This window comes from Chitinophaga eiseniae (assembly GCF_012641265.1).
In the GTDB taxonomy this organism is placed as follows: domain Bacteria; phylum Bacteroidota; class Bacteroidia; order Chitinophagales; family Chitinophagaceae; genus Chitinophaga; species Chitinophaga eiseniae_A.
Map to the genome: position 1 here is coordinate 118401 of NZ_JABAHZ010000009.1, position 23258 is coordinate 141658.

Annotated in this window: 9 protein-coding genes; 4 read left to right on the forward strand and 5 right to left on the reverse strand. The window is 48.9% G+C overall.

The features are described from left to right. The first annotated feature begins 6 nt into the window (after positions 1-6). Positions 7-1335 (forward strand): HlyD family efflux transporter periplasmic adaptor subunit, encoded by a 1329-nt coding sequence (locus tag HGH91_RS27330; protein ID WP_168742355.1) that lies wholly within the window; start codon positions 7-9, stop codon positions 1333-1335. Positions 1336-1342: 7 nt separating this feature from the next. On the opposite strand, the gene HGH91_RS27335 is transcribed toward HGH91_RS27330, so the two are convergent. Next, complete coding sequence (locus tag HGH91_RS27335; RefSeq protein WP_168742357.1) at positions 1343-1768, reverse strand: hypothetical protein; 426 nt, start codon at positions 1766-1768, stop codon at positions 1343-1345. A gap of 352 nt (positions 1769-2120) precedes the next feature. On the opposite strand from HGH91_RS27335, the gene HGH91_RS27340 reads away from it, so the two are divergent. Continuing rightward, on the forward strand, positions 2121-2624 hold the full coding sequence (locus tag HGH91_RS27340) for a LamG domain-containing protein (RefSeq protein ID WP_317166861.1): 504 nt from the start codon (positions 2121-2123) through the stop codon (positions 2622-2624). A gap of 82 nt (positions 2625-2706) precedes the next feature. On the opposite strand, the gene HGH91_RS27345 is transcribed toward HGH91_RS27340, so the two are convergent. From HGH91_RS27345 to HGH91_RS27360, 4 genes are all read right to left on the reverse strand, one after another. Beyond that, positions 2707-12072: a neuraminidase-like domain-containing protein gene (locus tag HGH91_RS27345; RefSeq protein WP_168742359.1), complete on the reverse strand. Its 9366-nt coding sequence runs from the start codon at positions 12070-12072 to the stop codon at positions 2707-2709. An 82-nt stretch (positions 12073-12154) separates the two neighbouring features. Then, complete coding sequence (locus HGH91_RS27350) at positions 12155-19993, reverse strand: SpvB/TcaC N-terminal domain-containing protein (RefSeq protein ID WP_168742360.1); 7839 nt, start codon at positions 19991-19993, stop codon at positions 12155-12157. Between the two features lie 379 nt (positions 19994-20372). After that, entirely contained in the window at positions 20373-20516 is a 144-nt protein-coding gene (locus HGH91_RS27355; RefSeq protein ID WP_168742362.1) for a hypothetical protein, read from the reverse strand. Positions 20517-20621: 105 nt separating this feature from the next. Continuing rightward, complete coding sequence (locus HGH91_RS27360) at positions 20622-21149, reverse strand: hypothetical protein (protein WP_168742364.1); 528 nt, start codon at positions 21147-21149, stop codon at positions 20622-20624. Between the two features lie 154 nt (positions 21150-21303). On the opposite strand from HGH91_RS27360, the gene HGH91_RS27365 reads away from it, so the two are divergent. Together HGH91_RS27365 and HGH91_RS27370 are read left to right on the forward strand one after the other, a co-directional pair. Then, positions 21304-21888, forward strand: coding sequence for an RNA polymerase sigma factor (locus HGH91_RS27365; RefSeq protein ID WP_168742365.1), 585 nt, complete (start codon positions 21304-21306; stop codon positions 21886-21888). A 125-nt stretch (positions 21889-22013) separates the two neighbouring features. After that, entirely contained in the window at positions 22014-23225 is a 1212-nt protein-coding gene (locus tag HGH91_RS27370; protein ID WP_168742367.1) for a FecR family protein, read from the forward strand. Positions 23226-23258: the final 33 nt, after the last annotated feature.

Below are 23258 nucleotides of genomic sequence, written 5' to 3' on the forward strand. Positions count from 1 at the left end.
TTTAAAATGCCTATCCAGATTAATAAAAACGGAGAAATTATCATTGAACGGAGTGCGGATGACACCAATGCTCAACAGCACCTGTTGCGTTCCCCGGCGGTCCGGGAACTGATAGCCAGGAAGCCGGACCTGTTTGTCCGTATGGGAATCCCCATATTTTCCGGTATTATCGTATTAATGCTTGCGCTCTCCTGGTGTATCTACTACCCGGATATCGTAGTAGTAAATACCCGGCTCACCTCTGTCAATGCTCCCAAGATGGTAATAACCAGGACCAGTGGTAAGCTGGTGCTGCTCCCCGTAAAGGAAGGGGCGCTGGTAAAGAAAGATGATGTTATTGCTGTAATGGAAAGCGCCGGCAGCTATGCCAACATATGCTCCCTTTCCGGGTATATCGATACCCTGCGAAACCGCCTGGTAGACGGCGGAACCGTTGTACCAGACTTACCCGCTTCCGGAAAACTTGGAGAGCTGCAACAGCCCTACCAGGAGCTGGTGCAGGCATCACTCGTATTCCGCAATTACCTGTCGGACGGCTTTTACACCGGCAAAAAGAAGATGCTCCTGGCTGATTTGGGTGACCTGCAACGAAAATCCGGCAACCTGCAACAGCAACAACAGTTGCAGGGGCAAGACCTTCAGCTGACGGAACAAACTTTCTCCGCCACCGAGCAGCTGAAAGCGGAAAGGGTTATTTCAGCCATGGAATACCGCGCCGAAAAAAGTAAAGTCTTGAATAAGCAACTTCAGCTCACGCAACTAAGTGCTTCTCTCATTGATATCAAAGGGAGGGAAAGCGATAAAAAGAAAGAACTGGCAGAGCTGGAAAGCATCATCATGCAACAGCAACAAATCTTTATTACTGCCCTGAATACATTCCATGGACGGTTAGAAGAATGGAAGCTGAAATATGTGCTGACGGCGCCTGTTGGTGGTCGTATTGCCTTTACCACTTTCCTGGAGGAGAACCAGGAGCTAGCCACCGGTCAGCAAATATGTTATATCAACCCACAGAATAGCCACTACTACGCGGATACCTATATACAACAAGCTAATTTCGGTAAAGTGAAAACCGGGCAGGAGGTGCTGCTTAAATTTTCATCTTATCCCAGCGAGGAATATGGTTACCTGGCAGGGAAAATAACGTTTATATCCGATATCCCTACAGACAGTGGGTATCTGGCCAGGATTGTATTGCCGGCAGACCTGAAAACCAATCACCACAAATCCCTCCAATACCGGGAAGGGTTAAAAGCCAGGGGCGAAATTATTACGAAAAACCGGCGGTTGCTGGAACGTTTCTTTGCGGGTTTGGTGCGGTTAACGAGGGGGTAAAATGCAGCTACCAGATAACCCGCTCCGTGTAGACTTTACCGATATAATCATGAAAGTCTCTTAACTTCTGCACGTCAAGCGTCGCTATATTGAGCTCCCAAACGGCTGCATCTTCCATCCAGGGATCAGTTAATACATGCACCGTTACAGGGCCGGACTGACGCATATCGTAAGGCCATCCCAGGGCAATATCGAAGGTCGTATGATCCTTCCAAACAGTTAATATCTCTCCCCCACCTATTACTGCCCACTGCTCGTCGTTGCTGATCACCGCACAGGTAGGATTTCCATAGCACCAGTTGATACAAGTGACCTCTTTGGTAGCTAAATGAAATAAATAGCCATTTTCATATAGACTGCCTGCTAATAGGCTTTTGCTCTCTGCATGTTTCACAAAAGCGCCATCCCACTGTACTTTCCATAAATCTGTCATAGCGTTTAAATAGCCTTTATGTGAAAAAATAAAACCTTTCTTTCACCTGTCAATACCCGCAACTCCTATAAAGTTATCACACAAAATATTCTTTCAAGATAGCTTTTAAGAATAATCATTTCTAAATCATAGGTCACTGGTAATTCTCTTTTCAATTTTCAACTTTACATGCCTTTTTTAAACTTCAGGCGTATATTTCCTTTGCCTACTTTTGCAAGTATATATGACGTCATATAAAACATGCTATATCTGTACAACCAATTTGACAACCCTTTTTTAAACCAATACCGGAACTGAATCATCCCGGGGTAAGTTCAACGGCGCATTCTATTTCAACGGTATCAACAGCTTCATCTCCGCAAATGATTCTGCCTACCTCCGTTTAACCAACACTAACTTCACCCTGAACGCCTGGGTAAAGCTGGATAGCTATAATTCATCTTTTGGTTCCAGTATCCTGACTAAACGCAATAATGATCCCAATGGCGGTTATGTTTACGCGGTAAGAGGATATACAGGCAACACCCTCGGCTTATTGCATTTCGGCCCCGTTGGAGATGATATAAATGCCTTCAGTACGAAAGTAGTCACTACAGGCTCCTGGCATATGCTCAACAGTACCTATGACCTGGCTCAACAAAAAATAACCATGTATATTGACGGTGTACTGGATAAGACTACCACCGGCGTATTACCGGCAAATGCACCAGCCGCTTCCAAATTATATATTGGCCGCGATGAAATCTCTTCGCCTACCAATGGCTATTTTGTCAAAGGCGGAATGGAAGAGATCCGTATCTACGGCAGAACATTGACAGCTACAGAAGTACAACAGCTCCTGAACTTTAACAACTAATCAGGTTTGTTCGGATAGAAAACGCCCATGCAGTTGCTGCGTGGGCGTTTTCGTTTTTCACGCTCTTATCTATGCTATTCCACTACTCCATGGTATAATTTACAACCAACCAAGCGCCTGCTATGGTCGCTTTCACCGTATTAAAATTCTGCACGGCAAAACTATAATCGATATGATCGCCCACTAGCTTCAATGACCCGGTAATTGAACTGATCGGATCTATCAGCTGTATCTGACTTCCAAACTTACTTGCATTCTTGGTCATAGCCTGGGCGGCGGCGCCATTAACTGATACCATCAGGTTACCACTGTTGCTCGTGAGTACAAACAGGGCTACACTTTGTACAGTAACCTTTATAGCGCTATTCTGCGTAAAATACGGTAGGCCTGCCTTGGTGAGGCTACCGCTGAAAGTACCGGTGCCATTCATAAAGGCATACCAGTTATCAGACAGCTCATGCCGCAGGTCGAACATCCGGAAAAGCCCCGCTACCGGCACACTATCTACTATCTTCTTGAACAGTATTTTCAGATAGTCGGTGGTTTCTTTCTTGAACAACCCTCCACCCTGCCGGGAAGTATAGCTCATCTGGATAATCACATCGGTGATACTCTGGTAATCGAATTGTGCCAGCGAAGCGGGGTCGTTCATTTCCAGGTGCCAGGAACTGATAGCGCCGGTACCTTCGAAAGGCAGGTAGCGGTCATCATGGAAATTCAGTTCGAATAACCCGGTATCGTTCTGTGCGTGACTGGTCGCAATAGACTGGATAGCGCCGATGTTATATGTAAACCGGTCATCCCCACCGTCTTTTTCCACGTACTTATCATAGGCATCTGCTCCCGCCGGATTGAGCTGTGTATTCTTCCGGTATTTATTGCTAACCTGTGATAAAGTGCAGGACACAGCTACTAATGGGCCGCTGATGCAGGGTATGCTTACTGAAATGGCCTTGATCCTGCGTAGGTAATGACCTGGATAGTCCGTGTCAAACAACATTTCAGGAATATTGATATCGCATTGACCGGTATTGCGCAGCTGCATCAGCGCTTCGGGCGACAATGCAGCAATAGAAATATTCTTGGTCAGCTCAAATTCCCGTTGGTTATTCTTCAGGTAGTTGGATTCCAGTCGTTTCACATCCAGCAGGAGCCGGTCGCCCGACAAGAGTCCCTTCTTCATCGTATCCCAATAGTTATACTGGATCACATTACTATCTGTCGCCAGTTCAAACTGGTAACATTGTTCGGCCTGTTTAGCCATAGCAAATGCCAGCTGGTACGATTGGAAATAAAGGGTGCTGATCTGTCCCGTCATCCAAGCATACAGGTCTTTATTGGTATACTTGCTGGTCATGAATGTATTCACTTCCTGCGCCTGTTGAATCCTCAGTTGTTGCGTGGTAGTTTCTTTCACCGCAACATCTTTGCGGATGTTCGCCACCACTATTTGTTGGTCTACCTGCGTCATTTCCAGGCTGGCCAGGTCTTTCTGTAGGTTCCAGTCGTCCATTCTGCGCTGGTATGCGCCAATGTTACCAATCAAACCGGAGGTAGAATGCAGGATACCGGCAATGCCGCGGAACAGGGTACCAAACTGCCCGGTGGAACTACCTACGTTGTTACCGCCAAAAGATACCGTAACCACCGGCGATCCACCAAAACCAGCACCACCACCTGTAATAATAGGTATCATATGTGTACCGCCGGATGTGGCATCCAAAACGGTAGCTACGATCTCAGAGATAATGGCGCCGGCAGAAATGCCAGCCTGGGCTATTTCCCATCCGTTCATAAAGTCACGGCTACTGTAGTAATCGAATTTTTTCTGGGAAATGGCTTTGGTTTTCTGCAAGGCATCGATCGACTGTGTCGCCTCTTCCACCTGCGTTTGCCGGATGAGCAATAACTGTTGTTGGAGTTTTATTTCCTCTCCGGCCCTCAACAGGGCTAATGCCTCATTATCTTTCTTTTCCAGGGCCGACAACAACGCAGCTCCCATAGCTTTCACCTGCTCTGCCAGTTCTGTCGCTTTTTGCAGAATGACATGGAAGCGGTACAACGGCAGTGGCGCGTTGAGCATTGCGGTTACGGCACTGATGTCTAATCCGGCCGCGGCAGCACGCACCAGCATACCAGGATCTATTGGTGGTGCAAACAATGCCAGCACGCGGTGCACACCATTAATATCTTCACAGTTACGGATCTTGTACAACCTGTCGGCAATAGTATCCCAGTAAGACAACAAATGGTCATTGGCCGGTATACAGAAGTAAAGGGAAGACACGGTGTTATGCGGGGTGGGCAACTCTGCCCCCTTATGTGGCAACAGGTTCAGGTCAGGTACCAGGTTCTCCAGGTCTACCATAGCATTGCTGAAAGCATCCAGCTTCAATTCCAGCTGGTTGTAGGTCTCGTCAGGAACAGGTACCGCTGGTGGAATGATCATTGGCTTTGGCCCCAGCAACTTATCCGCCAGGATATACATCTGTGTAGCCTGTACGAGCGACTCCATTGTATTCTGCATAAACAGGTTGTCGCCCCATGCAATCAGGTTCTCCAGGTATTTCATGAGCAGCGATTTTTGATAAGCCAGTGGCCGGGTACGGGCTATTTCATGCGGCATAAACGGATTTTCCCGCCAGCTTTCTACAGCGTTCACCAGGTCTTTATAAACAGTACCGGTAGGATCACTGGCGATATCAGTCAGGATAGTATCGATACGTTGGCTCACATAATCAAAGAACTCATGGAAAGGCTTCGTGATCCAGTACTTCTGCGGAACAGTGCCACCGGCCCCTCCAATAGGATTGAAGATATAATGATACCATTTCCGGGCCTCTTCAAATTGCTGGTTCTGACTCAGCTGGTTACCTATGAAGAAAGGCAGGTGATAAAACAATTCCCAGTTATAAGAAGAATAACTTCCTTGCGCATCAAAATCAATATTTTCTATTGGGTAAGGCGTGGCCACCGGCGACTGCGGTTGATAGGTCGTATTAAAATTAAAACTGTTGACCTTCGACTGCACTTCATAAGTCATTATAGCCGGCAATCCTCCTTTATACACCGTGCTCTTGATATAACATACCAACGGGTGGTAGAAATTACGGAACATCAACTGGGGCTTATGCTTCTTATAAAAATCCCATTCCGCGGTAAGGCGGATGTATTCAGGATCTGCGTACAATTGCTGTAACAACTTATTCAGATCATGTGCAGGGTCTGCCAATAGGATTTTCACATACTTAATAACTAACGCAATCAGGTCAGTCACGAATTTATAAATGTCGCTGAAGGTGCGCTCATTCTTACCATCTTCTCCAAAGAACCCTGGTATGATCACATACTCCCGGGAACCATCGGCATAGAAGAAAGGCATGAAGCTGGCCATGGGCAATACCAATCTTCTATCGCTTGCAAACTCACTGTTAGTATGATAGGCATTTTTGGATGACATCAATTCCAGGGCAACATAAATCCAGTCGATCAACGAAAACTCGTGTGGATAGGTGATCCGGAAGATACCCGGCGTTTTGTTGAGGATAGCTTCGTATTTATACGGACTCAATATACTCCTCATCGACAAAGTATCCAGCGACCGGTTATCGTTCTCCCGGTATTGCATTTGCAGGAACTGGGTATCCATAAAATCCGGGATCAGGTCGAGATAAGGCAATGATTGCCCGCCCCAGTTAGCCACTTCCGGATAACCTTTACAACCAGTAAGATTGAACATACCGATGGCGTAGCCGTCAAATGTGCAGAGGATACCATATCCCACGGTTCCCATATCAAAATCCAGCATGCGGAAAGTATCTTTTACGGGATTGAGGTCGTTGTAATACCCCGTGTACAATACATCCTGCGAAGTTCGTTTAGGCTGCCATACCCCATTGATACATTCGCTGGTGGCCAGCTGTACCTTATAGCGTTTCAATGGCGCTGTCACCGGTTGATTGATAGGCGTACTTGGAATGCTCACGTTCTGCCCCTGCTGGATTTCTTCTGTGGGCAGGTGCCAGGCGAGGAACAGCCGGTTGTTGAGCATATAGGCCAGCAGGTGGTCGCCGGAAATATCTACGTCCACTTTTGTCCACGGCTCCCATTTGCGTTCTTTCACACCGGTACGGTAGTAATAGGTGCTACCTCCTCTTACCCGCGCAATCACGTGCATAGTGTAAGTGCTCACATCATAGTAGCAGGCGCGCACATCCAAGCTAGCCACATCATCCAGCTTCTCCAGGTAATGTATAGCCGCTGTTTCTACGTTATCGTCGGTAATTTCATTCTGTTGCAGTTCCGAGATCAGGTCAGCAAAGAAATAGGACTGGTCGGTACGTAGTTCCGGTTGTATCCAGTTTTCGGGGTACAGGAATACTTTCCTGTTGGCCACCCACACCTGGAAGTTCTTCATCCAGAGCCATTGACTCCAGCCATCGTCCTGCGTTACGTCTGCAATAGCATTGGGCTCCAGCGCCATCAGGCAGCGTTGTATAAACAATTGAAGTATCCCGTGTGCCATCACGATACGGGAACTCGGCTGCCCGGGTTGCATCAGCACATCCATCAGGAAATAATCGTATAGATCATCTGGTCCGTTCAGATCAGGGTTAAATGCCAGCAGGTAGGCAACCAACGCGTCTCTTTTCTGAGGACGCAGTGCATCTTCCACGGGTTGGATAACATTCAGCCATTGCTTATCATCGTATTTATTCCGCAGTGTCTGGGTGATCAGGTTTGCCTCTACGTTTGTCAGCACGGGTTTAATAAACTGTGCAGCAGTGACCATTGGTACGCCCAACAGCCGTAAAGCCGCTGTTGCCGCACCAAGGCGCTGCCAGGTGGCTGGCAGCTTAAAGTCTGCCGGGTATATATAGCCATACCAGGTAACCAGGTCATTTACATCGTTGATGTCCCATCCAGTAAACAACGTAAGCGTGTGAATGATGTCTAACTGTGCTGCACCGGATGCCACCTGTCCCCATACATCTGTCCAGGATAATACTACATTCGGATCTGCCGGGCTTTGTACCGTGCCATCGTTCTGCATCAGTTGTAATGCAGTCTGCCATTTCACCCATTTATCAAAATCTGCTGCGGGCACATCTCCCTGGTAACGGAGCGTATCCAGTTCCAGCCAGCCCATCGCCGCATTGTTTTGCAGGAACCACTGCAGGTCTTGCGCCTGGATGCCGATCTTGTTGAAATAGCTCACCATCAGCTTTAGCAGCCGGGTAGCCCGGTACTGTTTTTCGAACCCGCCGGGGGTTATTACTGGTGGAACCGGAGGCGTATTTACCTGGTCTATCAGCACATCTTCTGTTAGTACTTCTCCGAGCACTTTAGCGGGGCCGGGGAATTTCAGGGAAGCATACTGCAGCAATACCTGCGTAACGACATCGGTAACACCAAAGGTGTTTTGCACGGCATTATACAACGCCGTTTGTTTGGCAGCCCGGAAGAGATACAGGGAGATCGGCGTACTGAAGGATTGTATCAACGCGTTTTGTGCAATGGGAATATTGGGATCCCCAGGGGTCATCGCCAGCAGGGTGGTAATTTTGCTCTGGATGTCCAGTGTATCGAAATATGCGCCCAGGCTGGCGGCCACATAAGCCTGTGGCGACAAAGCATCCGCGAAGGTATTGCTCACAATGGCCAGCATCTTATCTACCACCGTAGCAGCTATTCCCGGCAGCAAATTCATTTGCTGCTTCAGGTTATTCTTATTTTCATCCGGTGTTAATGCGGCATTAAAAGTAGACTGGGTGGTATTAAACGCTTGCTGACAGGCACCCTGCAAGGTAGTGAGCCACGTGGTAATAGCAGTATCCTGCATCGTGAGCAAACCAGTAGGATCGCTGTTTTGCAGGAACCATTGCAGGTCGCTCACAGTAAAACCAGCTGCCTGCATAAACCGCACGCTGGCCACCAACGCGCTGGTGCCGGCTGGCGTGGTAAATAACGGGAGTACCGCCAGCGCGCTATATGAAAACAGTTCCTGTACTTTCAGGCCCAGCAGGTTGGCGAGCAGACCATGCCTGTACAGAAATGCCAGATTATCACGCGTCAACGTAGTATCTGCAGGATTCAACTGGCTGATGAGAAAAGTGATATCAGCGGTCCTCAGCTTCAGGCTTAATCCCAGCGTAGTCAGATGCGCATTGAGTGTGTCGCGGCTGCCTACCGGCAGTAGTTCGTTGGCCGCGATATTCTTTACGGTAAATGCCTCATCTATCGGGTTGGTGGCAATCCTGTTGAGATATACGGAAGTATATGGACTAGCCGGTTGCTGTCCATAAAATGACAAAGCCTGCTCCAGTGTAATACCCAGGCTGTTTTGCAGCTTGAGCAGGTCGGCGGTCAATATCAATGTGGCATCATTGAGTTGCTGGTTACCCAGGTCAGTATACATGATAATACTGTTCAGGTTATCCATACTGATGCCTGTTCTGCGATACAGCCGCAGGAACCGGTGAATGCGGTCCAACGCCGGCTCATCGAGGTTTGCAATGATCTTCTTTGCCGTATCACAGGTGTTATCCAGGTGTTGGATAAACAGGTTGTTGCCGGGATTGATAAATGATTCGGTTAGCAGCTGTTGCAGATCTACATAGCTCAACCCACTCTTTTTCAGGAATACGTCTACTTCCTGCAAGGTAGTGATCAGTGGCAGCGCACCGGTATTCCAGTAAACTGCCTGCCCTGCGGTAGTGGCATCCGGTGTTATGATCAATGTTCTTTCCGCCGGCGATATTTTCAGGTATACAGCTGCTTTGGACGCGGTATCAGGACCAGCAGCATTTCCCAGCGTATCCATCAGGTCTGCCCGTTCTATATTCACTATTTCCAGCAAACTATTACTTCTTTGCTGGTAGATATCAAAAGGAAGTCCGAAAGAAATATGTGATACAGACAATGCCTGATAAGCAGCATCATTTATATATTCCGGGGCGGCATTCAGTTCCGCAGCACTGAGGTGTGTTTGTCGAAGCTGTTTTACCCGCCAACCGCTGCCTTCCGCCGATATTTTAGTGGTGCTTTGGGTGTCGCGTAACATATAGGTGTCTACGCCCGCTGCGGAATACTTAGGGTACAACAACGCCTGGTCGGTAATATGCTTCATTCCATTATCAGTAAGCCCCTTCAGGAAATGAGCGTTGATTTTCCCCACTACTATGTCGGCAGTATAACTGCTATCGAGTAAAATGCCCAGGTCTGGGCTCACCGCATCTTCCAGTACTTCGCATACCAGGTCGATATAGGGAATGGGTGTATTGGCATTATCGCAGTTCAGGTCAATATCACCGATATCTGGCCGCCGGGCAAACAATACATCCTTGGCGGTTTTGGTGCCATTGGCCAGCAGGCGGTTCTTCAGGAATTGCAGTACATCTGCCAGGTAGGCCGCCGGACCATATACTGAGCGGCAGTCCATGCATTCGCAGAGATCTATTTCCTGGAACAGGCTTTTCAGATTCGGGAAATCTTTCGATACCTGTTCTATTTTTAACGATAATGCTTCGCCATTTAGCGCTTTCAGCTTACCTGCGCTACCGTACTCTTTCAATTCTGCTCCCAACGTCATGGCGGCAGTATGAATATTTACCGCTTTCTGATATACGGCTGCTGCTTCTTTCTCTGTAAAGGTTTGATCTTTACTGTAGCGGGTAATGAATTGTTTTTGTCCTAATCCTACTATGTGATAAGCTGATGTGAGCCGATCTGCCTGTAGTTTTTTGGCTTTATTATAGTCTGGCGTTAGCTTGTACAACCTTTGCAGGGAGCGGAGTTGCGCTTTTGCATTCTCCGACAGTGGGGAATCTTTCAGTTGTGTATCTATCGGTTTGCCTCCCAGGTCTATTACCGGCAGTTGTTTCATTTCTTCTATAGCAGCAGGCTGATCTCTTTTGAAGTCAGCCATGAAGGCCACATGCGGGTATTTTTGCCGGAAGCGGCCCTGCAGGATGGTGGCATGAGTATCCAAAGCATCGGCACTGGCGGTCATGCTGGCGCGTAGCTGGTCATTTGGCAGGCGGTTGAGCATATTTTTCCACTCGTCAGTAGAAAGGGCCGCCAGTTGCGATACTTCGTGCTCATCTTTGATGTTTGCAGTAGCCTTTACATGTTGTATCAGGGTATCATCGGTGCCCAGCAGGCTGGCGATGTTGATGTTTACTGCGGCGTCATTGGCGGTTACCGCATTCAAAAAAGGGTTGGCCGTTATGAGGCTATTGAGCAGCTGTGGCAGGTTACCGCCAGCATTCTGGCTGATCAGTTCCACCAGTTTTTTGTAAGATCCGTCTTTTACACTGCCAACCAGGAGATTAGCCCATTGCCGGGGTCTTTCTTCCTGGATATATTTCTTTGCTTCTTCCTGCAGCCCCTGTAATTGTCGTAGCATAACGGGAAGAGCTTTGCTGATATCCGGAATAATATGGGCAGCAATAGCATCTATAATAGCAGCGCTGATCGTATCAGTGTCTATCAATGCCGTTTCATATACCAGGGATTTCACATCAGAAGAAATGTTGATGGTCACCCTGGTGGTAAGCCATTGTTGCAGGTCATTCTTCAGTAAAGTGCCTTCTCTGAAAAGGCCATAAAAGAAGGTAGGCTCAAACTGGAATTGCTGCCGGATCTTATACGATAATGCCAGGTATTCGAGGTGGTGATAGTCGATACCGGTTTCCCGGTTTAAGAAGGTAATGTCCGGATGGCTGGAGGATTCCTCGAGGGTATCCAGTGTTATTTTACCAGTTACGGGAGATAATATCTGGAGGTATTTTTCATATTCATTGAATGTATTTCCTGTACTTTCTTTCAGGTGAATATCAATATTCACGCGGGCGGGGGCATTGAATACAATATCGTTGATGTCCGTTTCAAAAAGCAGCTGGTTGTCTTTATATACACGCATTAAGATATCCGCGCGTTGGTACTCATTTCTCTCTGCCAGTCGCTGATCATAGGAGATACTATATTTTCCGTTGGCATCAGTGATGGCTTCACCCAAAGCAGTTTCTGAGCGGAGGTCTTTGTCAAATGCTTTTACGGTGAGGCGCGGGGCAGGCGTATTATCCGGTTGATATACGGTGCCTGTTACAATAGCGCTTTGCACGCCATCCTGGCCGCTTTTCGGTTCTACTTCCAGCCCTATTTCTTCTGTTGTTTCGTGTACATTCCAGTTTTTTGTATCGTGGCTGCCGGAAAGAATCACTTCTTCCTGCCAAATCCGGAAATAAATCTGCGGGTTATGCCGTAGTAACTCCTGTACCAGGCCTTCGTTGAAAGTCAGCATAAACCGGCCATTTTCGTCGGTAATACCGTTGGCGAGCGGCACATTGATGAGTGCTTCGGTGCTCCAGGCCTCTATCCTCAATCCTTGGAGGGGGTGGCCAGTGCGGGAACTTTTAATGAACCCTTTGATGAGGTGTGCTTTCATTTCTTTTGGAATTAGAACAATGAAGAGGGATGTACAGGGCGCCGTGTTAACTGGAAGATTACCACGGCACCGGCTATACGTTTTATTGCTGGGCCTGTACACCACCTACCGTGGCGGCTGCGGGAGCAGCCACATTGGGCGTCAGACTTAGATATGGGCTGAGATAAGTTGGGTTGAATACGCTCGGCGATGCCAGCCCCGTAATAACCGGTGGTTGTACCAGGCCGGTAGTATGTGTACCGGCAAATGACACTACCGAGTTGTAGTTAACAGAACCCACAAAGTTGGTATACGCCGTGATGCTTCGTCCTGTTTCATTAGACAATGCCTGTACGGCAGCCGGATCATGCCCAACATTACACATTAACAGCGTAATCCGGCCCTGGGGGGCACTCTGTATCATAGGGGCCAGTTCTCCAATAGGCGCCATGGTTCCGGCGGTGGTTTGGAACAAACCTGGTTCACCGTGACTACCGATAACGAAAACTCCTCTGGGAACAGTGGGCTCCATGGTAGCCATATTACTGATCAATCCTGCATCTGAAGACAGCTCCCGTGCAGCGCCCCCAGAGAACCGGGAGATGCCGAAATTTGTGACACCATAGCCCAATTCTGCTACATTCCCGATCAATGCACCTCTTTGCAGCCCCCTGTCACCATCTACAGCCACCCCGACCGTACCTCCTACCAATCCACCTGGCGAACTGAGGGAAGACACGGTACTCAACGCGTGTTGCATTTCCCGGTCCTGCGTGGCGGTAGTGCCACCGCTATAGGAAACGCCCAATTGTACGGCACTCGCGGTAGTCACCGCCACGCCGCCTGCCGTGGCCATGGCGCCTGCTGCCAGCACCAGCAAAGGTGTAGCAGCACCTGCTGTGAAGATGGTGAGCAAACCGGCGCCCAACAATAACAGGCCACCGAGTAAGGTAGCGCCGCCACGACTCCAGAATGAACGTTCGCCACCGCCACCACCGCTACCGCTGCCTCCCGGCGTTCCGTTAGGACTGCCGCCAGGCGTACCCTGTGGGCTACCACCCGCACTACCTTGCGGACTGCCTCCCGGCACTCCGCCTGGAGATCCGCCTGGGCTGCCCCCAGGTCCTCCCCCCGGAGATCCTCCGGGGGTGCCACCCGCAGCGCCTCCCGGCGTACCAGTGGGGCCACTTTGTGGATGTGTATCCGGCGGTGGTGCCCCCGCATCTCCGCCACTACCAGCGCCAGCGCCTGTGGGTGGCGGCGTGGTACCAGCACCTGAACCCGAACCCGACCCACCTCCACTGGGATGTGTAGCACCTGAACTATGGTGACTGCTACCACTTCCCCGTGGTATGCGGTAAAGATTGTCATCACCGAAATTCCACCTGCCACCGGTGCCACTGGCATTCGGTTCCCAGGTAGGCATCCTGCGAAAATCATATCCCTGTTTTCTCAATACATTCCTGATGTCCGCTTCTGTTTCACGGCCGGTAGCATGACCAGAAATCGTTACCCGTCCTCCGTCCGTACCGGTAGGGTCCTGAATCATCACCGGGTTATTGGAACAATAACAATACAAATTCAATCCATCTACAAACCCAGCAGGATCACTGCTGGTCCAACGTCCTAGCCAGGCCGCGTAGTAACGGGCGCCGAAATAATAAAAACCTGTTTCTTCATCTCTTTCCTTTCCACAGAAACGATATCGCTTCATACTCAGGTCGGCACCGGGTTTGGCGATACGATAAGCAGACGTACCGAAAGGGTGATATTCTTCATAGGAAATCACGTCTCCCATACTGTTGGTTTCCATCACTGCGGAACCGATATGATTGCCATACTGATAGCGTATAACCGGGGCGTTTAATGCCGTACCCGGATCGCTGCCCAATGTATCAATCGTTTTCGTATCCACCTGGGCTATGACGCCGGTATTATCTGCTATCCGCAAGGTGTACCGCTCAAAATCAGGTGCACCCATGCCGGTACTTTCCCGGTAGATTTCCACCGCGCCGAGATAAATACGTTCCAGCTTTTTCCCACCGATGCGTTCTATTATTTTCCGGCACCGTTGCCCGCCGGAGCCATATACATAATAGGCCTGTCCTCCGCCACCGAGGTTAACGCCGCTCAGCTGCGACTGGAAATTCCAGGTCAGGCTGTTGGGCGCCGATAAATGCGGCATGGAAGTCATATTACCTCCTCCATTATGCACATAAATACCTGAAAATACGCCTGGCGCATCGCCTGGCATGCTGGTGGCCTTCAATCGGTTGGTCACGTTGGATGGATCATCCTCGTATTCATAGTGATACCGCTGCTGCCAGGTGGCCCCGGGGGCATTGTGTTTTAGCGACCGGATATTACTGCAATCATCAAAATCATATTGCTCTGTATACATCCTCACCGCTGTACTGTTGTTCATTTCCGGCAATTGCGGAATAAATACGATATCCGTGTTGTTACGCTGTGTATCCATCGACAAGCCGGCATGCTCCCTGCCGCTGGCTTTTGTCAATTGATAAATGGCATTGTATTCAAACTTCGACTCAGGGTATACAACAGTATTTTTAAAAAAATGTGTTTGTTGCGCATCATCCCTGATCTGGGTGATGTTACCGATTGGATCGTACGTGAAGGAAATATTTTGCAGCGCTTCCGGCGCGGTATCTGTATCCTTTTGCAGCGTCAACAAATCCGTCAGGCGAAAGGTCAGGGGGTCATAGAAATATTTCGTTATTGTGCCATTACCATATTGTGCTATTTGCCTTTGTCCTCTTGCATCGTAGTCCTGGTTCTTCAGGAAGGGGATAAAAGCCCCTACCCCTCCGGGTTTCACATTCAAGGTAGCAATAAAATTGGCTTCATTATAAACTGGCTGCACAATCGATTGATCCGGCAAGGTAGCCGTTACAGGGCGGTTCAGCGCATCAAAGGTACCGGCTGAAGAATAGGTAGCCGTTTCCAGCAGCGGTTCGGCAGCGGTGAGAATATCGGGAATGACAATGAGTCCTTTCAGGGGCGTCCAGTCTATCAGCTGCTGGTAATGCCTGGTTAGCCTCTTCTCTGCCGCTGTAATATTACCTTTAAAATCGATGCCCTTGATCGTACTCACCCCACTCTGGTCGTATACCTGGTATACCTTTCCTTTCATGTTGAGCGCCCTGGCCTGGGCATCGGGAAACAGGTCGCCATACACCACGCGGGCATACAACCATTCGGTAGCACCTACTTTCAGGTAACTGCTTACTGGCCTGTCGAGGTCATCGAACTCAAAACGATAGTACTGCCCGCCACCATTCCACATTTTATATATGCGGCCCTGTACATCCTGGAATACCCATTTCTCGCCTTTTTCCGCTGTCTTGGAATACATAGGTCCACCTGCCATGTTGCTGGCGCCGAAGCTGATCAACCGTTTCAGTTGATCAAACGATTTGGAGTACCGCCCTAAAGCATCTGTTTCCACCCAAACGGCAGTCGTTTTACCAGCGCCATAATCTGATATAGTCATCAATGGCCGGCCGATGGCATCGGAGTGAAACATGGCCGGAGTTAGATTATGCCGTGTGGCAAGCCAGGCAGCCCTTGTTTCAGGATCTGATGGCTCGGGATCACCTGGTAAAGGACTTCCCCTGTCGCTATACCACTGACTGGCAACTACGTTATCGTTTACATCAAAAGATTTAAAATACCAGGGGGTAAATTCAATATTGGAGAATGTGCCGTTCGGGAAAACAGTTTTTATCAAGCGCCCGGTAGGATCATAATAACGGGTAGCGGTGACCCCGGTTTCCACCAGCTCAGCTTCTGATTCATAACCGGACGTGGTGCTGAAATAAGGCTCATATTTCTTTACCGCGTTGCCTTTGTTGTTATAGATGGTCCGGCCGTTGCCTATCCAGCGGGGATTGGCATCTACTTCATCTACCGTATGGGTAACCTCGTTCCATACTTTCGCCTTGCCTGGATTCACCTGGTTTTTGGTCATGATTACACCGCCGCTGCCATTGGAATAGGCGTAACTTTCCTGCCACCGTGGGTTGGCAGCACCATGTTGTTCCCTGCTGAAGCAGTGTACATAATTAGGTTTGCCATTATTCACCCAGTTAAACAGGTCGTACTCCATGCGGTTGGTAGGATCTGCCAGGGTATCCCCGTCGCTGCTGCCAGCCTTGCCCATCACAGCAATTTTAACAACGAATCCCAACTCATCGGTTTCCACGGCAGAACGGTTGCCGTTAATATCGGTGATCTGATGAGGCTTCAGTACGCGGTAGTCGTTATCTGCCGTAACGGTATTCCCGATAGCATCCGTACTGCTTTCCACCAGTATGTGCAGGGCATCGTATTGTATATGGTGCTCCCTGCCAAATACATCTTTCGTGCCGGTGGGGATGTAAAAATCCGCTGCCGGTGTAGCTGAAAAAATATCCGTTCCGGAAGGCGCCCACCAGTGTACATCGACCTCTGTGTGGGTATAACCCGCGTCTGCCAGCATAGTGGATGTTACTTCTGCGCCGTAGTATTTGGTGACCAGGTTTTGTGTAAACGTGAGCTGGTATTTTCTATGGACAAATCCCAGCGACGAAAGCGTACCTAATGCCAGGGGGCCAGATAAATCGTCTTTCAGGTAGTAGATACGACCGTGCGCGGATAATCTCTTCTGTACCCCCCCACTGAATTCTTCTTCGTACTGGATAACGGTAGCGGGAGGTATTCCTGCCAGGTCGGTTTTACCCAGGTAAAAGCCCGGAGGTTGACTGATACCACCTACTTCGTAAGCGCGCGATTCACACTGCTCGCGAAGGCGGTAGGTATCATCTGCGATCACATCTTTCGTATACCCGGTTTCGTTATAGGTAATGTGTAGCTGTCGTTGTTCGTCCCATACTTTATCAGGAATATCGTTGGGAGCAGCGGGCCTGGTTAACCGCGGATATATTACCGCAGCCGCTTTCGTTGTATAACCCAGGTCGTCTGTTTCCAATACAAAGGAATGAGCAATACGAGGGTCTGCCGGGTTTCTTTCATAGGCATAAGTAATACTTTCTGATGGTAACAGCTGAAAAGACGCGTAACGGTTACTCCCTTTGGGCTGTATCAGGCGTATTTCATTATTGGCCTGCATGGCAGTATAAGGATAGGACTGTTGCAAGCTACCATCAAACGCATATACTTCTGTGCGCAGATGCTGTCCTTTGCAGGCACGTAATGCTTCATGGATCTCATAGGGCTGTAAACCCGCTGGTAATACAGGATCTGGCATATCGTAAGGTGTAATGCCATTAAAATACTCGGTGGCACATTGGTGCAACAATCGCTGGTTGGCCAGGTAAGCACCGGTATGGAACCAGGAAATGGTAGTAACAGGAGGTTGGTACAAGTCTTCTTCTACCACGTTCAAAGCCATATTGAGTGCAAACTGGCTGAATACCTCAGTGTCGTCCTGCTCTACCCGGGCAAACCCGCGGAATTCCTTCTCTGTAGCATCGTAATAGCCGTGACGGTAACGATAGGTGTTGGTAAAAATAGTTTCCCTTACTTTATCAGCAGTGGTGACGCGTGAAATACAGTGCACGGGAAATGGGAGCTTCGTGACCCAGGGAATGCCTTTTAGTTTATCTTCCAGGTAGTAGAAGGTGGAAGATTTATATTCGATGGTCACTTCCCTGCCGCAATTATTTTTATACCCTATCAGCAATGCCGGCTTCTTGCTGCCCATCAGGTCGATATACTGCAAGGGTTTACCGGCTATCGGCGACGCATATACGATAGCAGCGGTACCTGCACCAAGGAAATCCATCACAGCGATGTGCGACATCTGATCTATTGCCGGGAAAGTGGTGACTACTTCCGGCGTGGTTGTCCATTCGTTGCCGTTCAGATTCATCCATACACTGAAATTATTTTTGCCCAGGTAGATCACATCGGTGGTGCCGGAGCCGTCGATATCTGCCAACCTGAGGTAAGCGGGATTGAACTGTTCAGGATAGTCGAATACCGGTGCATGATCCATGTTTACTTTGGCGCCAAACCGGCCATAGCCCAAGTTGGGCCAGTAACAAATCTCCCCGTTCCGGATACGTACAATGTCGGTCAAACCATCGCCGCTCATATCGGCAAGAAAAATGCATTGCTCCTGATCTGTAAAAACGATGGCTGGTCCCTGCTCTTCATCCGTTGCTTTTATCACGGTTTCCGGCACTTCAAAGCCTTTTTCCCCTGCTCCGGCATACCAGCGAAACTGGTATTCATCGGTATAGAGCATGTCGGGCATATGATCCCCGGTGAGATCAATAAAGCGCATATTCTTTTCTTTCGGATAGAGCACCGGCGTTTGCTCGAAGTACTTCATGCCTTCCCAGGTGGCGTCTTCGGTCAGCTTAAAGAAACCGTTGAATTTTTTATCTACCTGTACCAGGTACTTGATACCATTGCCTTCCAGTTCCTGTATCATCACGCCTTTGTTGAGGCCTCCATAGGATGGCCGGGGCGCTACCGGTTTTGCAGGAGAAAACTGCCCGTTACCGAGATTGGATTTATAATACCATCCACCGCCCTGTTCCGTAAGTATACCTGCAATTCCTTCACTGTAGAGATCTACCCAGAGATAGGTTTTATCATCGATGCCCACCGGGGCATGGACCAGGTTATCGGGGCTTACCACCTGTACACTGGTATTCCATTCATGCGATTGGTATTGCAGTTCCAGTTCGGGGAAATATTTTGTACGGTAAGCATTGGTGCCTGCATCCCAAAGATGCCCGTTCTGCCGAGCCTTCACGAGAAAGGAATAACCATTTACCTGGTTGCCATTGCCTGTGAGCGGGAGACTATCGTCATAAAACAGCTGCAGCGATTTTACCAGGCAGAGGTTTACGGGCAGCTGTTCCGCCGGGAAGCAGTGAAACATCATTACCCGGCAACACCTGCGATAGGTACGAATTTCGAAGCCTGACCGATAGGAAGAAAAGGGATCTTTCCGGCAAGTCCAGCTATTCTTTTCCTGGTCTATATCTTTGGGGATATTGATGGCGGTATCATGTTCACCATAGTCGAAAATGACTTTGAAGAGAAAATCTTTTTCTTCCGGCAATGTATCGCCCAGGTACCAGGCATGCTGGTTTCCGTACAATATCTTCTTAATATATAGCTGTGTGCAGTGATGAATGCGGTGAATTTCATTTTGCTGGGCGGGAATACCGGCAAAATCTTCTTTCTTATATACCAGTTGTACCAGGTTCCCTTTATCGTCATGTGTACGGCAAAGCATCCATTTAAACACGCGGCTTCCGTTATCAGGGTCAACCAGCTGGCTGTCGGTGGTAAGCCCGTAGCAGGAAGTATGGTTATCGGCTGAGATGATGCGCCAATGTACCTGGGAAGTGGTGATATCTGTCCATTTTTCGATACGTGTAAAGGTGCCTTCAATCCGCGGGCGATAGCGCATCACCATGTACTGGACACCGTCTACCGTTCTGGGAACGGGTATATTTTTCCACTCGCTACCATTCCACTCCAGCAGGGGTACCAGGTCTTCGGCGCCGGATAAAACGAAGATATCTGACTCTTCGGCATCGCGGTAGCGGGGTAGCCCATCTTCAGTTTTCCGGCTGATACACGGGATGGCTACGTCCCAACCTAATCCGAAACTGCTATTGCCACTACCGGAATGGTACGACAGCTCAAAACCCGGTAGGTAACCGTTACGGCCGGGGCTGTATGGAATCGGGATGGAAAAAGCGGCGGTGCCGGTCACAGCGTTGACATTAAATTTCTCATCAATCCCTTTAATAGCTCCCCCTCCTTTGGGCAATGCAACAACGGGCATCTGTATATCGCCAGGAGAAGATGAGGCGGAATCGTTGTTAGATGAGAATACGCTCCGTCCAGGATAATCCGGAGGATTACCCGTTTTTTTGGGGTCATGAAGAGGCATAATCTACTTTTTACTTTTTGGGGTTTGGGGTTTCTATAATAAAAATAAATCTTTTCTTGTAACCCTGTATCTTTTTTTTCTGGTATAGCAAAAAATTAATGCCGGGATAAACTACATCAATATGTACATTATACACAAACCGGTAGTCGCAATGCGGGGCTGATTTTTTTCTGATTTATCTATGGAAGCATCTGCTCTTAAAAAAGTATACCCGTAAACGTTAGTAATTATCATTCATGGCCTGTACACCGGAAAGGGAATATTCGTGTCCCGTAATAATTGAATGGTATCCGCTTTTACGTCTCTCGTGTTAAAAAAAGCCGGCGCATGGAGTTCCATGCGCCGGTTGTCATTGCTGACAAATAGGTTACCTACAGTACTAGCATACCCAATAAGTAGCAGGACAGGTTTTGTGCTGCGTAATCGGCAGGGTGCGATTATGATCTTCCATCACAACAGTTTGACTAAGAATAGCAACTTTGATTTTAGCCAATTTCAATTTGGCAGCGGGTTTCTTTTTCATAATTTACTGGTTTAAGTGATTAGAAATGCTAACAATTTATACTAAACCAGGCAGAGATAAAATCCTGCTTTTACGTGATTTTGCCTGCAGATATACGGCCGTATCCTAACCAGCCACTTCCCCCTCCAATAACTCCAACAACAACTTCTTCGCTTTTCCACTTTCCAACCTAAACCCAATAGACACCATGGCGGCCCCTCCTATCCACATAAAAAAAGGAACCAGGAAAGGTATTATTGTTGGCCCCGGCTTCAATAGATGTAAATGTGTAACGCCATACGACAGCATTCCGATACATGCCAGGGTAACAATACCCATCCACAATCCCATAAAAATAAGTACGGCGAGTACCGGCGCCTGCCGGACTGATACCTCCGTTTTCCCCAGGTAGGTATTCATCTCTCCTTTTATGACTGGCAGGAAAGAGTTCCTGTACTGGATGATTCTCAATAACTCAAACTGGTTACCGGATATAGACCCTCTAAATAACTTACCTGCCGCAGGTGGTTCGGGGAACGAAAATAGTCTTGTCCTGGGCGCGGTGCTATTCATAATCCGGTTGCTTATTTCGGGTATACTCAGCTTCGTAACGAAGGTATATTGCTCGAAAGGGAGCAGGGTTTTAATGTTCATTTTCAAACAGGCTATAAGTAATAGCCAAGGTAATCTTTTTATGTAACCATTTCATCATCTCTCCCGCTATACCATCATCCGCTTATCTGTCATTCCCGGGAAATTAATAATCTTCCACAAGATTTTGCTACTTTAGCGACAGGGGCTATCCGGCATGCATGCGCAATCATACAATGATAAAGAACTCTTCCAGGCAATCTCTGAAGGTGATGAAACCGCCTTCAGGAAGCTTTTTCATATATATGTACCGCAATTCCGCGCCATAGCCCAGCACATTACTAAAACAGCGGCTGTTACGGAAGATATTATCCAGGAAACCTTCCTCCGGTTATGGATTAGCCGCGACAAGCTGCCCGACATCGAGCAGCCGCGATCCTGGATGCTGCGTATTGTTTTTTACCAGTCATTTACCTATCTACGCAAACAGGCGGTACACCATAAGGCACTGGACACCCTGGCGCCCATAGAGCCGGCCTTCAGCATGGAGGAAAATATGGCCTATACATCTATGATAAAACAAGTAGGTGTTGCTGTAGCCGAACTTCCGCCCAGGGCCCAACAAATATACCGGCTCAGCCGGGAACAGGGATTGAAGATACCAGAGATAGCCCAACAACTTTCCCTTTCCTCCAACACCGTAAAAAATTCCCTGGTACGTTCACTACAAGCTATCCGCAAGCACCTGGAAGCATCGGGGCATCTGCTCCCCGCCCTGGTATTCTGGTTATTGCGGCTCTAAAATTTTTTTTTCAGGACCATAGGTCCTAAATGATCGCTTGCACGTCTGTTGATATAGAAGGGACCTTTTCACGTTGCATAAAATACCACGTTATCCACGTTTAGAATCATAAAACAACCAAAAAATTGTTGATACAAGAGCGTCTTACCTACCTGCTCCGGCAGGCGTTGAACCACTCGGCCACTGATGCAGAGCTGCAGGAACTGTCGGACCTGGTCAGGGATGACCTTACCGGTAATGTTGCGCAGCAGCTGGAAATGCTGTTACAGGACGATCTTCCGGTCGCCGGCTATGATACTGCCTACTGGGATCAGATCGCCAATAAAATACTGGCAGCAGATCAACTCACTACTCCCACACCGGTTATTCCCCTGCCGGCCCGCGGCCCGCTACGCTGGATACCTGCTGCTGCGGCTGTGCTATTATTGCTATCAGCGGGCTGGTATGCATGGCAGCATAAGTCCCGGCAAGCTCCTGCTATTGCCACCACTACGCCTTTACTCAAAAACGATATAGCGCCTGGCGGCAACAAAGCCATGCTTACCCTCGCAGATGGTACGCAGGTACCCCTGGACAGCACCGGTGGCGAACCGTTGGCACAACAGGGCAACACCCGGATCAGCAGGCCTTCTGGCGGACAACTGATGTACACCGCTGTAGCAGGCAACACCAACACTTCCGGGGCGCCTTCCTACAACACCCTGAGCACGCCACGGGGCGGACAATTCCAGGTGACCCTGCCTGATGGCACAAAAGTATGGCTGAATGCCGCCAGCTCCCTCAAATATCCCGTTGCCTTCAGTGGTCGCAGCAGGCAGGTGGAACTCACCGGGGAAGCCTATTTCGATGTGGCACCCAATGCCGCCTTGCCATTCAGGGTAACAACACGCACCGGAGGCGACAGCCTCGAAGTGACGGTACTGGGTACCCAATTCAATATCATGGCGTATGAAGATGAAAGCCTGATGAAGACCACCCTGCTGGAAGGAGCCGTAAAAGTAAGCAACCACCATAACAGTCAACAGCTGGCCCCGGGACAAGGCGCCCAGCTGGATAAACAAAACCACCAACTGGCCATCGTGCCGCATGTGAATACAGAAGAAGCCATCGCCTGGAAGAACGGGTTCATTCAACTGGAAGGCAACGACATTGCTTCCGCCATGCGCCTCATTGCGCGCTGGTATAATATGGAAGTGGTGTATAAAGCGCCTGTTACCGCACACTTCCGCGGTATCATACCGAGAAATGTACCGGTATCCCAGGTATTAAAAATGATGGAAATGACAGGAGAAGCGCATTTCGAGATCAGGGGAAGACAGATTATCGTGTCACCCTGACATTTACCTATACGTTAAAAAACTGGTATCATG

Coding starts and splice junctions, on each gene's coding strand:
- HGH91_RS27330 (WP_168742355.1), top strand. CDS start 7: ATGCCTATCCAGATTAATAAAAACGGAGAAATTATCATTGAACGGAGT.
- HGH91_RS27335 (WP_168742357.1), bottom strand. CDS start 1,768: ATGACAGATTTATGGAAAGTACAGTGGGATGGCGCTTTTGTGAAACAT.
- HGH91_RS27345 (WP_168742359.1), bottom strand. CDS start 12,072: ATGAAAGCACACCTCATCAAAGGGTTCATTAAAAGTTCCCGCACTGGC.
- HGH91_RS27350 (WP_168742360.1), bottom strand. CDS start 19,993: ATGCCTCTTCATGACCCCAAAAAAACGGGTAATCCTCCGGATTATCCT.
- HGH91_RS27355 (WP_168742362.1), bottom strand. CDS start 20,516: ATGAAAAAGAAACCCGCTGCCAAATTGAAATTGGCTAAAATCAAAGTT.
- HGH91_RS27360 (WP_168742364.1), bottom strand. CDS start 21,149: ATGAACATTAAAACCCTGCTCCCTTTCGAGCAATATACCTTCGTTACG.
- HGH91_RS27365 (WP_168742365.1), top strand. CDS start 21,304: ATGCATGCGCAATCATACAATGATAAAGAACTCTTCCAGGCAATCTCT.